Source organism: Lelliottia sp. GFLA7 (assembly GCF_056490165.1).
Map to the genome: position 1 here is coordinate 39,887 of NZ_JBWLAQ010000014.1, position 14,062 is coordinate 53,948.

Consider the following 14,062-nt stretch of genomic DNA (forward strand, 5'->3'; position numbering starts at 1 on the left):
TACGTTTAGAAGGTAATATGCAAACAGAACACGACAATGGGCAGCTAAAGCGCACCATGAAAACGCGTCACCTGATTATGCTGTCGCTGGGTGGCGTGATTGGCACAGGGTTATTTTTTAATACGGGTTACATCATCTCCACGACCGGTGCGGCGGGCACGCTGCTGGCGTATCTGATCGGCGCGCTGGTAGTTTGGCTGGTGATGCAGTGTCTGGGCGAGCTTTCCGTCGCAATGCCGGAAACCGGAGCATTTCATGTCTACGCCACGCGCTATCTTGGGCCAGCTACGGGCTATACCGTCGCGTGGCTTTACTGGCTCACCTGGACCGTGGCGCTCGGCTCAAGCTTCACCGCCGCCGGATTCTGCATGCAGTACTGGTTCCCGCAGGTGCCCGTCTGGGCGTGGTGCGTGGTGTTCTGCGCGGTGATTTTTGCCCTCAATGTCATCTCGACGCGTTTCTTTGCCGAAGGCGAATTCTGGTTCTCGCTGGTGAAAGTCATCACCATCATCGCCTTTATTATCCTGGGCGGGGCGGCGATCTTCGGCTTTATCCCGATGCAGGACGGTTCACCCGCGCCGGGCTTATCCAATATCACCGCCGAAGGCTGGTTCCCGCACGGCGGCCTGCCGATTCTGATGACCATGGTGGCGGTGAACTTCGCTTTCTCCGGCACCGAGCTGATTGGCATCGCAGCAGGTGAAACGGAAAATCCGCATAAAGTGATCCCGGTGGCGATCCGCACCACGATTGCGCGCCTGATCCTGTTCTTCATCGGCACCGTTTTTGTGCTGGCGGCGCTGATCCCCATGCAGCAGGCCGGCGTGGAGAAAAGCCCGTTCGTGCTGGTGTTCGAGAAGGTCGGCATTCCGTATGCGGCGGACATTTTTAACTTCGTGATCCTGACGGCCATTCTGTCGGCGGCGAACTCCGGGCTGTATGCGTCGGGCCGCATGCTGTGGTCGCTGTCGAATGAGAAAACGCTGCCGCGCTGCTTTGCCCGCGTCAATAAAAACGGCGTTCCGCTGACGGCGATCTCGGTGTCGATGCTGGGCGGCGTCTTGGCGCTGTTCTCAAGCGTGATCGCCCCGGACACGGTGTTTGTCGCGCTGTCGGCGATTTCAGGGTTTGCGGTCGTAGCGGTGTGGATAAGCATTTGTGCCTCGCACTTTATGTTCCGCCGCCGTCATCTCCAGGCGGGCAAACCGCTGGCGGATTTACAGTATCGTGCCCCGTGGTATCCGCTGGTGCCGATATTGGGATTTGTCCTGTGCGTGGTGGCCTGCGTCGGTCTGGCCTTTGATCCAAGCCAGCGCATTGCCCTTTACTGCGGAATTCCGTTTGTCGCCCTGTGTTATGGTGCGTATTACCTCACCCAAAATCTTAAAACGCAGGAGCCTGAACATGTCGCTGAATAATCCGCTTACCGCCCTCCTTGAAACACAGCCGTTTATCGTGCTGGACGGCGCAATGGCGACGGAGCTTGAAGCGCGCGGGTGTAACCTGGCGGACAGCCTATGGTCGGCAAAAGTGCTGGTCGAAAACCCGGATCTGATCCGTGACGTACACCTCGACTATTTCCGCGCTGGCGCACAGGTGGCGATCACCGCCAGCTATCAGGCCACGCCTGCGGGCTTTGCCGCGCGCGGTCTGGACGAGGCGCAGTCGCGGGCGCTGATTGGTAAAAGCGTGGAGCTGGCGCGTAAGGCACGCGAAGCCTATCTGGCTGAAAACGCGCACGCGGGCACGCTGCTGGTCGCCGGTTCTGTCGGGCCTTACGGTGCGTATCTGGCGGACGGGTCTGAATATCGCGGGGATTACGTGCGCAGTGCGCAAGAATTTACCGAATTTCACCGCCCGCGCGTAGAGGCGCTGCTGGATGCGGGGGCCGACTTACTGGCCTACGAAACGCTGCCGTCATTTGCAGAGATCAAAGCCCTGGCGGCGTTGCTGAGTGAATATCCCCGTGCTCGCGCGTGGTTCTCGTTTACCCTGCGCAACAGCGAGCACCTTAGCGACGGCACGCCACTGCGTGAAGTGGTTGCCGCTCTGGCGGATTATCCGCAAATTGTCGCGCTGGGCATCAACTGCATAGCGCTGGAAAACACCACCGCCGCGCTTGAGCATCTGCACAGCCTGACTGCGCTGCCGCTGGTGGTTTATCCGAATTCGGGCGAGCACTATGACGCCGTGACCAAAACCTGGCATCACCACGGCGAAGCCTGCGAAACGCTGTCGGGTTATCTACCGGAGTGGCTGGCGGCAGGCGCGAAGCTGATTGGCGGATGCTGTCGTACCACACCGAAGGACATCGCGGAGCTGAACAAGCAGCGCGGATGAGTGCGGGTTTTATGTTCTCACTGCAGCGCGGCGCATAAAATGCGATCGTTTGACGCCTAAACCCGTATCGCAATCCCATATATATAGCGAACCGTTAGAGGATTTAGTTTGAATGGCATTTAAAGTCCATTAATAGCCGATTACGCATTTTTGATAAAAAAAATAACCACGTACGCTATACACTAAATCCACAGTTTTATGAGGGGTAATGTATGGCGATTAATGGAAAATTTATGTTAAATGGTGCAGATATAGCGCCACTTGTCTTTCCCGGAGTCGGTATATTTATGGCCTTCTCGGGTAATGGCTCGTATAAAAACAGGGGGAATTGCGGAAAATATCCCGAAAATGGTTCTATCCCTGTTGGCCGCTATTGGATTGTGGGGCGGGGCAGTGGCGGCACTATCTCTAAAGCCATTGCTTATGTGAAGGATTCATACAATAAGTATCACAGCGGCGCTGAGTTCGCCCGTTCTGAATGGTTTGCACTCTATCCAAATGACTGGAATATTGACGATATGGCGTGGATTGAAGGGGTTAAGCGCGAGCACTTTCGATTACATCCAGGAGTTTTATCTGATGGTTGTATTACCCTTGTTAACAATGCTGATTTTCGTACACTGCGCAATGCGTTAATAAACACACCACAAGTCCGGGTTCCATGCATGAAGGATATGATGGCCTATGGCATGATTGAGGTTGTCAGCAATGGCTACAACGCTTGTCCGTAGGCTAGTTAAAATAGCTTGGTTTGTGCTCTTGTTCTGTTTAGGCGCAAGGATAATTGACCCTGCAAAGTTTATCGATCTCGACACAACGCAACGATTTTCTCAGTGGCTATACGGATATTCAAGCCAGGAAAACTTTGACGATTTGTGGGTGATGACGTGGATTATTTGCTCGTTACTATTCGCCATTATTATCTACTTCATCACGCCACTTCTTGTAAAAAAAGTGCGTCGCTAAGGGCGCATTTTCTTAGGCTGTTTTTCGCTCATTCCACGCATCAGTGAACTTGACGTTGCCATCGACATAATGCCAGGTAATTTTTTCATAGTTGAGGCTAACGTTTTCAACATGATTGATCTGAGGGCTGGCAAGCTTCACGTTTGGAATAGAAGTGTTTGCGCTTGTAACTTTTACATTTTCGAGAAGGATAATGTAATAACAAACTTCCTGACCAGCGTCATTAATCTTATAGAAGCGAATTTCCGCACTTTTCAACGCTTGTCCGGTAGCTGCTGCACGATTGAGATAGGGTGATGAACTGTCTATTTCTTTTTCGAGCATCATCGCCGAATGTTGCCGAGTACCTGTGATTTTTCCGCTTCCGGTATCAACGGGTAATGTTAACCCATGTGACAGCCCAATAATCTCAATACTCCCTTCACGGTCTTTGACATCAACAGAGCCTTTGATATCAGCGCCGCCATCGTCTTTGAGCCACATATTTGCTGGGATTGGCATTTTTCTTTTTCCTCATTATTGATTAGTAAAAAACATAATAAAGTGTAGGCTTGCAATAATGGCAAGTAAATAATAAATCCTTTACAGGAAGTATCTGGTAATTTGATGTCAGCTCTCGCTTGTCAGCGGGATCGAATTATTAACTATTAAAAAACGTAAAGGGGTTTTGTCCTACTTGTTTTTTCAAAGTTAAAGAGAGACCAGTGCATCTACGCTTTTATAAATTTGGTTGCATATTTGGCGAGGAGCTTCATGGATAATAGACATGCGTGAAATCGACAGTGCTAGTTAAGACGCTTTCAAGCGTCACTCTGTATAGTTCAACCTTGATCCCTACTTCGATAATATTATATTATTTAATGATGGCTTTTTGTAATCTCTTTTGCTCACACACAGCGATAGCAAAAAAGCTGGTTTTATCAAGTTGTTTATGAATGACATACAGGGCTATGTTGTCTACAGCCTGTCATGCTTCCTGTATTGCTGTCTACTGGCTGCCTAACACCGTAACTACTATTCATAATTTCTATAGCACCCTCACGTCCTAAAGCCATGCAATCTCCTGGGATTTGCATTCCATTTTCATCATACAGAAATAAATAAGCTGGTAGTGACATAATTAGAGGTTCCCATCGTTGTCAATGAAGAACGAATCAGAATAACTGATCCCATTTAAACTATATGCAATATCATATTTATATCCCTTTGGTAATTTAACGTTAACGCATGTGTCAGGATATGATGATGAAATTTTATCAGTTGCTTTCAAAACGGTGTATTTTTTATTAGGCCAATAGTAAATGCTATAACGTTCTAGAATATCATTTTTATTTATAGAAAAGCAGATGGTATTTCCTTGCATAAATACACCGCGTTGGATAGATGCTGGTTTTCCTCCACCAGGGCAACCTGTAAGGATAAGAATGAAAGGTAATGTTAGTAATGTTTTCACCCTGGAAATCCTTTCAAAACTAATTTGTATTTTCTAATGAGTTCATAAGTGGATTCATTCGGTTGATAATCTCTATATTCTGTTAAATATAACGTACCTGTATTAAACCCATATGTAAGCAGTAGCCAATAATCGCTGGCAATTGATGCTTGTTGTTCTAACCCATAATGGAGGAAATCAGCCTTATCTAAGCTGTAACTATAATCAGCAAAGCGAGAGAATAACCCTCTGGTTCTAACAAACATTCCCTTTTGTGCTTGCCATGCATGAACCATTTCATGCATAAATCTGAGTTTCTTCTGTAGATCTCTTTCTAAAGAAAAATCAGGGGAATAGGTTTCCTCTCTAAACCATAACTCGCCGTCAGGAGTCATTGCAACATCGACAGGTTGCAGGTTGAATGGAAGATACCCTTCACGATGTCCCCATATGCGGCTATAAATAAGACTCCCACCAAACAACGTTTTTGCTAATGCGATTTCACCTAACGTTAGTTGTCTGACTCCACCGGGTACAATGGATGTTCCAGATGTGGGTTTTATACTTTCATCAACGGGCATTTAAAAATCCATTTTAATGACGTGAGAATTTATCGTACGCCTCTCCTGAATATAAAATAATAAATATTTCGGCGCAGATTTCTAAAATTTGTAAGAAGGGATTAATACTATTCATCGAATGAGTAATAAGCCAATTCAATATATATTGAGATGATGAGTGGTTATTATTGATGGTGACCGGAGCGCCCAGTGTTGGCAAGCGCGAGTCTGATGCCCTCACCCCAACCCAGGGAGAGGGCGAAGACACTAAAAACGACAACGTGCGTTGCCGTTTTGCTTTTACCTACGCCGCATCCGCCAGCACAAACATGCCGTACGGGTGGATCTCGAGGTAATAATTATCGCCTTCGTTCGGCTGCAGGCGCGTGGCGTTCACCTGCAACAAAATCTCCTGCCCGTGCCAGTTCACAATCACCTCATACTGCGGCCCCATATACGCCACATGGCGAATCACGCAGCGCTGGCTCTCTTCGCCGTGCTCGCTCAGGGTGATCGCTTCCGGACGCACGCCAACCGATCCCGTTCCTTCGCGGGCAAAGTGCAGTGGGCGCGGCAGGCGATAGCCGTGGATCTCCACGAAATCCTCGCTAAACCGTGCCGGGAACAGGTTGGCGTCGCCCATAAAGCTCGCCATAAAGCGCGATGCAGGCTGGCGATACAGATCCTGCGGCGAGCCAATCTGCATAATGTTGCCTTTGTTCATCACCAGCACGGTGTCCGACACCGCAAACGCCTCGCTCTGATCGTGGGTCACATACAGCGACGTGATGTTGAACTGCTTTTGCAGCTCGCGAATTTTGTCACGCATGCTGCGCCTCAGGTTGGCGTCGAGGTTACTCAGCGGTTCATCGAACAGCAGCACTTTCGGTTTGAGGATCAGCGCACGGGCCAGCGCCACGCGCTGCTGCTGCCCGCCGGAGATCTGGTCGACGTATCGATCTTCAAAGCCGTCCAGATCCACCATCGCCAGCGCTTCTTTGACGCGGGTTTTCATTTCGCTGCGCGATACGCCGAGCATTTTCAGGCCGTACCCCACGTTCTCGCCCAGCGACATGTGCGGGAACAGGGCGTAAGACTGGAACACCATGCAGATATCACGCTGCTGAATGGACCGATGCGTCACGTCTTCGCCGTCGATTAAAATTTGCCCCTCGGTGGGTTTTTCCAGCCCCGCGACCAGACGCAGCACTGTGGTTTTGCCGCAGCCCGACGGGCCGAGCAGCGTCACCATCTGCCCCTGCGGAATCGCCAGATTAATATTCTCGATAACGGTGTTGTTACCAAAGCGCTTGGTGACATTGCGCAGTTCAACGAAATGTTTCTGAGTCATAGTGTTACGCCTGGTTTTTGGCTTTTGAACGGGAAGTGCGAGATTCACCGATCAGCCAGTCAAAGAGGAAAATGATCGCCAGCATGACCACAATCAGGATCGAGCCGTAGGCAATCGCCACGCCGTATTCGCCGTCTTCCACGCGGTTCAGAATGTAGGCCGTTGCCACCCGGGTATCCGGCGTGACGAGGAACACAATGGCGCTAACGGTGGTAATGGCGCGCACGAAGCTGTAAATCAGCGCCGACAGAATCGCCGGGCGCAGTAGCGGCAGCAAAATATGCGTGATGGTCCGGAAGCTTCCGGCGCGCAGGCTAAGCGATGCTTCATCCAGCGATTTGTCGATCTGCCCCAGTCCCGCGATCCCGGCACGAATGCCCACCGGCACGTTACGCATCACCATCGAGATAATCACAATCGCGGCGGTTCCCGTGAGGTAAACCGGCGCGCTGTTAAAGGCCAGAATGTACGACACGCCCGCCACGGTGCCTGGCACGGCGAAGCACAGCATGGTGGTGAACTCGATAGTCTTTTTGCCACGGAACTGCTGGCGCACGACCACCCAGGCGATCAGCAGGCCAAAACCGGCGGTGATCGGTGCGGCGATCCCGGCGTACAGCAGCGTATCGAGCAGTGAAGGCCACGCCCCGTCGCTCATGCCCTGGCCGAACAGCTTGATAAAGTTATCCAGCGTCAGGGTGTAATCCACGCCCCAGTTCACCGTAAAGCTGCCGTAGAAAATGCTGCCGTAGAGCAGGGCGTTAAAGGCGATCCAGACGGACAACAGCGCCACCACACCCCAGACCAGCGTCACCGGTAGCGGCTGCACGTCGCCACGGTAGGATTTGCCCGACACGGTCACGTAAGACCGCTTGCCGATCCACATGTACTGAATGCAGAACACCAGCAGCGAGAACACCAGCAAGAACGCGCCGAGCGTGCTGGCGGCCTGATAATCCAACTGCGAGCCGGTGATGTAGAAGTAGATTTGCGTGGCGAGCACGTCGAAGTTGCCGCCCAGCACCAGCGGGTTACTGAAATCGGCCAGCGACTGCACGATAACAATCAGGAAGGCGTTTGCCAGCGCGGGTTTCAGCAGCGGCACAAATACGCCGTTAAAGGTCTGCCAGCGGCTGGCGCGCAGGGTATACGACGCCTCTTCCAGCGACGGGTGAATGGTTTTGATGGCCCCGTCTAGGATCATGAACGCCATCGGCGTAAAGGCCAGCACCTGTGCCAGCCAGATACCGGTGAACCCGTACAGCCAGTTGGTGTTGGTCAGGCCAAACCAGTCCACCATCAGCTCGGTGATGTAGCCGGAGCGGCCCATCATCAGCGTCACGCCCAGGCCCACCACAAACGGCGGGGTGACGATCGGCAGAATCGAGAAGATACGCCCAATGATGGCGCTGCGTTTGGCGATGCGGGTGGTGTAGATCGCCAACACCAACCCGAAGAACGTACAGCCGATACCGACGGCAATCGACAGCAGAATCGAGTTGATAATGACCTGAACGATATGCGCCTGCGATAGCACCGTCATAAAGGCCAGCGGCGCAAATTCGCCCGTATCGGTGGTGAACATCGGAATGAAAATGGCGATGCTCGGCCAGACGATAAAGATGCCGATCAGGGCGACGATGGTTATCAGAGAGGCAATTACAAAGCGATCGCCGCCCAGCCACTCGAGTCGCGTCAGCGCCAGCGTCATGATCGCCCCAAGCGCGACGAACAGCACGATAGAGGCGTAACCTAACCCGCGTCCTTCGACCGTGGCGCTGATGACGATAAACGCCATACACAGCAGCGCCCATCCCGCATCAATATAATGGCGGCTAATCTGTTCGCGTTTCGCTTCACTGAACGGACGCACCAGCAGCAGGCTCGGCAGTAAATACCACAGCCAGCTAACGTTGAAATGTGACCAGCTGTAGGCGTCGAGGATCTCGTCGCGCGTCGACTCCAGCAGGCCGTAATCCAGGCTCCAGCTTGGCAGCAGGGCAAACGCCAGCCAGCCAAGTAAAACCCAAAGGAATACCGCATCCCGTTTTTTGGCGGGATGGAGAGCTAATGTGTGTGACATACGTTTTCCGGGTGTTGGAGGCCCGACGGGAAAATCCGCCGGGCGATAACCACTGTTCGCGGGCTTATTTACCCATCTTCACGTCGCTGACCCATTTGTTGATCAGTGCCTTGCGCACATCCGTTGAGCCGTACTTATCCATGTCGTAGCTTATCAATTTCAGGTCGTCGAGCTTCAGTGAGTTCGGCGAGGTTTCTGCCGTGGTGTTGGTCAGGATTTGGTAGGATTTGCCTTTCTTCCATGCCAGCTCCTGGGCCTCTTTCGACAGCACCCAATCCACAAACAGCTTCGCGTTTTCTTCGTTACGCGCACCTTTCAGAATGCTCACGCCGCCGATTTCATACCCGGTGCCTTCGCACGGTGAAATCAGCTCCAGCGGTGCGCCCTGTTCTTTTTCCAGCGAGTAATCGTGCAGGAAGCCAATCCCGATGGCGGTTTCACCGCGCGCGGCGTTACGTGCCGGAGCGATACCGGATTTGGTGTACTGCGACACGTTGCTGTTCAGCTGTTTCAGGTAATCGAACGCCTGATCTTCGCCCCACAGCTGCACGAAGGTCGCCAGCGCGGTATACGCCGTGCCGGAACTTTGCGGATCGGCAATCTGGATCTCGCCTTTGTATTCAGGCTTGGTCAGATCTTTCCAGCATTTGGGTACCGGCAGGTTTTTCTCTTTCAGGCGCTGGGTGTTGACGCCAAAGCCTAAAATCCCGACGTACACCGCTGAAGACAGGTTGCCTTTTACTTTGGCCGGATCGCGGAAGTTCTCCATGATCTGCTCAAGATTTTTCGATTTATACGGCTGCAACAGGCCCATTTCACCGGCCTGTGATTGCGGGTCCAGCGTGCCGCCGTACCAGACGTCAGCTTGCGGGTTTTTCTTCTCGGCATCGACTTTCGCCAGCGTGCTGCCGGAGCCGTTGCGGATAAACGAGGTTTTGACGTCGTACTTATCGCCAAAGGCTTTGGTTTCGGTTTCACACATTTCGTTGGTGGCGCTGCAATACACCACCAGACGGCCTTTAGCCTGCGCGGCACCCGTCAAGGTGGCCAGCGCGATCCCAGAAGCAATGAGGGTAGAGAGGAGCGTTGTTTTCATTATTCAGCCTTTTTAGGACGTTATGTGACTGCGAGAAGCGGTGATGCCCGACATCAGCAGCGGCATCAGCAATAAACCCATCAGTACGGCGGCAATCGAGAGCAAACTGAACATCCCCGACCAGCCGTAATGTTCGATAACCAACGACAGCGGCCACCCGGCCAGCGCCGCCCCCAGATAGGCAAACACGCCGAGAAAACCGGTAATCGAGCCTGCTGCCTGTTTGTGCCCGCACTCCACGGCGGCAAGGCCGATCAGCATCTGCGGGCCAAAAACAAAAAATCCGACGGTAAAAAAGCACATCGCCAGCAGGGCGTAGTGGTGAACCGGTGCCAGCCACAGCGCGGCAACGGAAACCATCAATCCCAGCGTGAACAGCAAAATCATCGGCGCACGCTGGCCGCTAAACAGCAGGTCCGAACCCCAACCGGCGAACAGCGCGCCCAGTAAACCGCCCACTTCAAACAGCATCACCGTGGCGTTGGCGCTCAACAGATTGACGCCGTGGCTTTCTGACAGCCAGATATTGCCCCAGTCGTTCAGCGCAATTCGGATCAGATACACCAGCACGTACGATGCGCCGAGCAGCCAGATCATCGGGTTTTGCAGCATCGTCGTGCGTAACATCTGCCACAGCCCCATCGGCGGGCTATGCTGTTCCTGGCGCAACTCCAGCGGATCGTTGCGCCACTCCCCGACCGTCGGCAGACCCTCTTCCTGCGGTGTTCCCCGCAGCTGCGTGGTCAGCCAAATGCCGAGTACAATGCTGATGATCCCCGGTGTCAGCATCGCTGCCTGCCAGCCCCAAAGATGGGCGGCAAAGGCACATATCAATGGAATAATCGCGCCACCAATATTGATGGAGGTATTCCAGCAGCCCCACCAGAAGCCGCGCTCGTTGCGCGAATACCAGTGGGTGAGCAATCGGGCGCACGGCGGCCATCCCCATCCCTGAAAGAAGCCGTTCAGCGTCCAGATAAACAGCAGCAGCGGGAACGAATCGCTAAACGTAAACAGCACGTTCAGCACGCCGGTTGCCAGTAGGCCGATACCCATAAATGCCCGCTGCCCGTGGCTGTCATGCCACAGACCGGCGGCAAATTTCGACAGCCCGTAGCTCAGATAAAACAGCGAACCGATCAGCCCGATATCGCTCTTACTCAGCCCCAAATCCATTTGCAGCGCGGGTAACACGTAATTCACGCTCTTGCGCGTCAGGTAAAACGCGGCGTACCCGATGGCCATGCACAACAGCAATCGTGGGCGTATCGCCCGATAGCGTTGAGTAATCTCTTCAGCAGACAGTGCGTGCATGGCGTTCTCCGTTTGAGATGACTGTATGAAAGCGCGACGAAAAAGGGATGAGAGAAAGTCTGGAGTGACTAAGACTTTTTCCTGGTTAGTGAAGTGTTTGTTGCAAAATTGTGGGCAGGTTAACAATTACGCGCGTACCGGCGTGGGAGCTCAGCGTAAATTCGCCCCCGAGAGCGTGGACGCGCTCGCGCATCCCCTGAATCCCAAAGCCGGAGGTTTTTTCCGCGCTGATGCCGCTGCCATTGTCCGCGACTTCCAGATGCAGCCGGTTTTCCTGCTGGCGAAGAACAATCGTCACTTCACTGGCATCGGCGTGTTTACTGACGTTATTCAGCAGTTCCTGCAACAGGCGATACAGGGTGAATACCAGGGTTTCATTTTCCGGTGGCGCGGGCAGCTGATACTCAAACCGACAGGTAATCCCGCGCTCGGCAAAGGCAAATTCGTTGACCAGATGATGCAGCGCCTCTTTCAGCGACAGCTCGTCAAGCACGGGCGGGCGCAGCTGGCGCAGCAGCTGGCGGGTCGAGTGATGAATCCGCCGCGCCAGTTCGTTGATTTGTCCGGCCGCCTCAACCGCCAGCGGGGTATCGCCCGCGCGCTTGACCAGCTGAGACTGAATTTGAATGGCGGTAATGTTCTGACCAATCTCGTCGTGCAGCTCGCGAGCCAGATGCTTGCGGGTATCTTCTTCGGTGTGGATCAGCTTTTCGGTAAGCGCTCGCCGGGCCTGAAGTTCGGTCTCCAGTCGACGACGATAGTGGTCAAGATTCAGCGCCAGCTGCTGCTGACGGCTGATGGCGATCCCCAGGCCAATCCCGAGCAACGACTGGGTGGCGAGGAAAATCTCCAGCTCCATCAGATCGGTAAACCCCACGCCAACCTGGCGCGCGATGGTGATCATCATGCTGCCCAGCAGCCCAGACAGCACGCCGCCCTGCCAGCCAAACTTCCACGCCATCACCACGTTTGGCAGAAACACCACAATCAGCAGCAGGCGCTCAAGGGCGGGGGAGAGCACCATTTGCGTGCCGATCCCGATGATAAAAAACAGGCTGCACCAGATGATAAGCGAGGTGCGCAGCGGTGGATTGCTGGTGTCCAGCCCGAGCAAATGGTAGCGATGCTGCTGGCGCAAAAACTCAAACACCAGATAGACAAACGGCGTGAGCAACACCCCGCCGGTAAAAGAGGCCAGCAGCAGAAGCGTGCCGGGGCTTTCCAGAAACGGTGACAGCAGCAACGTTTGCAGCAGCGCGTTGAACGTCACCGCCGCAATCAGCAGGGAAAGACGCTGCCAGTACAGCGGGAAACGGTGCCAGTAGCGTTGCGTCAGCCAGGCGGCGGCCGTCCCAATCAGCGGAACCGCCAGCATCTCGTCGCGGGTCAGGAGCTGTTCGCTGTGCAACCACCCGATGGCAACGAGAGTCGACAGAATTAACGCCGGCCAGAAGCGGCGCGACAGCAAAATCAGCAGCGCCAGGTACACGCCCTGCGGCAGGAACAGTGCGGCCTGCTGGCCGTTGTGCGTCAGATAAAAACTGAGCGTCCACAGCATCAGCCAGCCGGTGCCCCAGGCCAGCATAATGAACAGCGAGAGGATAATGTGCCGCACGGATCGCCGCATCAGTGGCCCGTCAGCAGCTGATTATTGAGAGCGAAATGCACCAGTTCGATGGTGCTGCTGCACTGCAATTTCCCCAGCACATTGGCGCGATGCACGTGTACCGTTTTGTGGCTCAGTTCGAGCGTAAAGGCGATGGCTTTGACGCTTTCACCTTTCACCAGCAGGTCGAACACTTCGCGTTCGCGTGGGGTCAGTACATCGAGCACTTTGGATACGGGCTGGCCGCCGCGCAGGGCTTTGACCGCATCGGCGCAAAGATAATGTCCACCCATCCCGACCGAGCGTACGGCCTGTACCAGCTCTTCTGGGCCGCAGCGTTTGGTGAGATATCCGCTGGCGCCTGCGTCGAGCGCGCTCTGCACAAACGCCGGAGTATCATAAATACTGAGAATGATTGCGCGAAAGCCGGGGCGCTGCTGACGCAGGCGTTTCAACAGGCTGAGACCATTTTCGTCGGGCATGGCGACGTCCATCACCGCGACGTCAATATCGTTACGTGACAAGGCTGGCCAGGCTTCGGTGGCGCTGCCGTATTGGCCTTCGACGATCAGATCCTCTTCCAGATTTAACAGCTGAGCGAATCCAGATCGGACCACCACGTGGTCGTCCACCAGCACCACTTTGATCATCATTCATACCTTTGCTGAATAGTTTCTCTATGATGCCTGCCGCCGCCGGGCTGGCAATCGTGTGCGTACGGTTATGTAACGGATGTAACAGAATTGCAATTTAGATTGTTTTTTCCTACGGGGGATCAGGTGGTGCTGCCTTTCTCCCTCTCCATTAGGGAGAGGGTTGGGGTGAGGGGGCTGGCGGCTCTGGTTTTCTCCCTCTCCATTTAGGGAGAGGGTTGGGGTGAGGGGGAACAGGCGGCTCTGGTTTTCTCCCTCTCCATTTAGGGAGAGGGGTGGGGTGAGGGGAACAGGCGGCTCTGGTTTTCTCCCTCTCCATTAGGGAGAGGGTTGGGGTGAGGGGGAACAGGCGGCTCTTATTTTCTCCCTCTCCATTTAGGGAGAGGGTTGGGGTGAGGGGAGGCAGGCGGCTCTGGTTTTCTCCCTCTCCATTAGGGAGAGGGTTGGGGTGAGGGGGAACAGGCGGCTCGGAAGTCTGTTCCGTTCACCTTACGTGCTCAGCTCCTCTGTCATTCCTGAACCGGTGAACGTGTTAAGGGGGCGGCGATGTATGAACCGGTCACATGGGTAACACTTTAAACCGGGCACATGGGTAACAGGTTATAACGGTACGGTAAACAGCTGACGGAGGTTTGCCGTGCCCTGGACTGAGACTGTTACC

At 54.0% G+C, this 14,062-nt stretch carries 13 protein-coding genes; 3 read left to right on the plus strand and 10 right to left on the minus strand.

All coding sequences use genetic code 11. The features are described from left to right. The first annotated feature begins 17 nt into the window (after positions 1 to 17). The 3 genes from mmuP to AC07RN_RS20790 all read left to right on the plus strand — a co-directional run bounded on the left by mmuP (position 18) and on the right by AC07RN_RS20790 (position 3,071). Positions 18 to 1,418 (plus strand): S-methylmethionine permease, encoded by a 1,401-nt coding sequence (mmuP, locus tag AC07RN_RS20780; protein WP_478337198.1) that lies wholly within the window; start codon positions 18 to 20, stop codon positions 1,416 to 1,418. Further along, positions 1,405 to 2,340: a homocysteine S-methyltransferase gene (mmuM, locus tag AC07RN_RS20785; RefSeq protein ID WP_478337189.1), complete on the plus strand. Its 936-nt coding sequence runs from the start codon at positions 1,405 to 1,407 to the stop codon at positions 2,338 to 2,340. The genes mmuP and mmuM overlap by 14 nt, the downstream gene beginning before the upstream one ends. A 212-nt stretch (positions 2,341 to 2,552) precedes the next feature. Next, complete coding sequence (locus AC07RN_RS20790) at positions 2,553 to 3,071, plus strand: DUF2778 domain-containing protein (protein WP_449553330.1); 519 nt, start codon at positions 2,553 to 2,555, stop codon at positions 3,069 to 3,071. 247 nt (positions 3,072 to 3,318) lie between these two features. Here the strand turns inward: AC07RN_RS20790 and AC07RN_RS20795 are convergent, their stop codons facing one another. From AC07RN_RS20795 to AC07RN_RS20840, 10 genes are all read right to left on the minus strand, one after another. Next, on the minus strand, positions 3,319 to 3,807 hold the full coding sequence (locus AC07RN_RS20795; protein ID WP_478337190.1) for an Hcp family type VI secretion system effector: 489 nt from the start codon (positions 3,805 to 3,807) through the stop codon (positions 3,319 to 3,321). A 428-nt stretch (positions 3,808 to 4,235) separates the two neighbouring features. Next, positions 4,236 to 4,424, minus strand: a complete 189-nt coding sequence (locus AC07RN_RS20800) for a type VI secretion system tube protein Hcp (protein ID WP_478337191.1) — start codon at positions 4,422 to 4,424, stop codon at positions 4,236 to 4,238. A 2-nt stretch (positions 4,425 to 4,426) separates the two neighbouring features. After that, positions 4,427 to 4,759 (minus strand): putative T6SS immunity periplasmic lipoprotein, encoded by a 333-nt coding sequence (locus AC07RN_RS20805; RefSeq protein WP_478337192.1) that lies wholly within the window; start codon positions 4,757 to 4,759, stop codon positions 4,427 to 4,429. Further along, the gene (locus AC07RN_RS20810; protein WP_478337193.1) at positions 4,756 to 5,319 is read right to left on the minus strand and encodes a type IV secretion protein Rhs; all 564 of its coding nucleotides are present in this window, start codon (positions 5,317 to 5,319) and stop codon (positions 4,756 to 4,758) included. Before AC07RN_RS20810 ends, AC07RN_RS20805 begins: the two co-directional genes overlap by 4 nt. 283 nt (positions 5,320 to 5,602) lie before the next feature. After that, entirely contained in the window at positions 5,603 to 6,649 is a 1,047-nt protein-coding gene (gene fbpC / locus AC07RN_RS20815) for a ferric ABC transporter ATP-binding protein (protein ID WP_478337194.1), read from the minus strand. Between the two features lie 4 nt (positions 6,650 to 6,653). Further along, positions 6,654 to 8,732 carry an ABC transporter permease gene (locus AC07RN_RS20820; protein WP_478337195.1) on the minus strand — a complete coding sequence of 693 codons (2,079 nt, stop codon included), beginning with the start codon at positions 8,730 to 8,732 and terminating at the stop codon, positions 6,654 to 6,656. A gap of 64 nt (positions 8,733 to 8,796) precedes the next feature. Next, a complete protein-coding gene (locus AC07RN_RS20825) occupies positions 8,797 to 9,828 on the minus strand; it encodes an ABC transporter substrate-binding protein (protein ID WP_012016238.1) in 1,032 nt (343 codons plus the stop codon). A 12-nt stretch (positions 9,829 to 9,840) separates the two neighbouring features. Further along, complete coding sequence (gene uhpC / locus AC07RN_RS20830; protein WP_012016239.1) at positions 9,841 to 11,142, minus strand: MFS transporter family glucose-6-phosphate receptor UhpC; 1,302 nt, start codon at positions 11,140 to 11,142, stop codon at positions 9,841 to 9,843. 85 nt (positions 11,143 to 11,227) lie between these two features. After that, positions 11,228 to 12,769 (minus strand): MASE1 domain-containing sensor histidine kinase, encoded by a 1,542-nt coding sequence (locus AC07RN_RS20835; RefSeq protein ID WP_478337196.1) that lies wholly within the window; start codon positions 12,767 to 12,769, stop codon positions 11,228 to 11,230. Then, positions 12,769 to 13,398, minus strand: coding sequence for a response regulator (locus AC07RN_RS20840; protein ID WP_478337199.1), 630 nt, complete (start codon positions 13,396 to 13,398; stop codon positions 12,769 to 12,771). The genes AC07RN_RS20835 and AC07RN_RS20840 overlap by 1 nt, the downstream gene beginning before the upstream one ends. Positions 13,399 to 14,062 lie beyond the last annotated feature (664 nt).

Excerpts from the sequence above, each read along its gene's own strand:
- AC07RN_RS20820 (WP_478337195.1), bottom strand. The coding sequence starts at position 8,732 with ATGTCACACACATTAGCTCTCCATCCCGCCAAAAAACGGGATGCGGTA.
- AC07RN_RS20795 (WP_478337190.1), bottom strand. The coding sequence starts at position 3,807 with ATGCCAATCCCAGCAAATATGTGGCTCAAAGACGATGGCGGCGCTGAT.
- AC07RN_RS20810 (WP_478337193.1), bottom strand. The coding sequence starts at position 5,319 with ATGCCCGTTGATGAAAGTATAAAACCCACATCTGGAACATCCATTGTA.
- fbpC (WP_478337194.1), bottom strand. The coding sequence starts at position 6,649 with ATGACTCAGAAACATTTCGTTGAACTGCGCAATGTCACCAAGCGCTTT.
- mmuP (WP_478337198.1), top strand. The coding sequence starts at position 18 with ATGCAAACAGAACACGACAATGGGCAGCTAAAGCGCACCATGAAAACG.
- AC07RN_RS20835 (WP_478337196.1), bottom strand. The coding sequence starts at position 12,769 with ATGCGGCGATCCGTGCGGCACATTATCCTCTCGCTGTTCATTATGCTG.
- AC07RN_RS20840 (WP_478337199.1), bottom strand. The coding sequence starts at position 13,398 with ATGATCAAAGTGGTGCTGGTGGACGACCACGTGGTGGTCCGATCTGGA.
- AC07RN_RS20800 (WP_478337191.1), bottom strand. The coding sequence starts at position 4,424 with ATGTCACTACCAGCTTATTTATTTCTGTATGATGAAAATGGAATGCAA.
- uhpC (WP_012016239.1), bottom strand. The coding sequence starts at position 11,142 with ATGCACGCACTGTCTGCTGAAGAGATTACTCAACGCTATCGGGCGATA.
- AC07RN_RS20825 (WP_012016238.1), bottom strand. The coding sequence starts at position 9,828 with ATGAAAACAACGCTCCTCTCTACCCTCATTGCTTCTGGGATCGCGCTG.
- AC07RN_RS20790 (WP_449553330.1), top strand. The coding sequence starts at position 2,553 with ATGGCGATTAATGGAAAATTTATGTTAAATGGTGCAGATATAGCGCCA.
- mmuM (WP_478337189.1), top strand. The coding sequence starts at position 1,405 with ATGTCGCTGAATAATCCGCTTACCGCCCTCCTTGAAACACAGCCGTTT.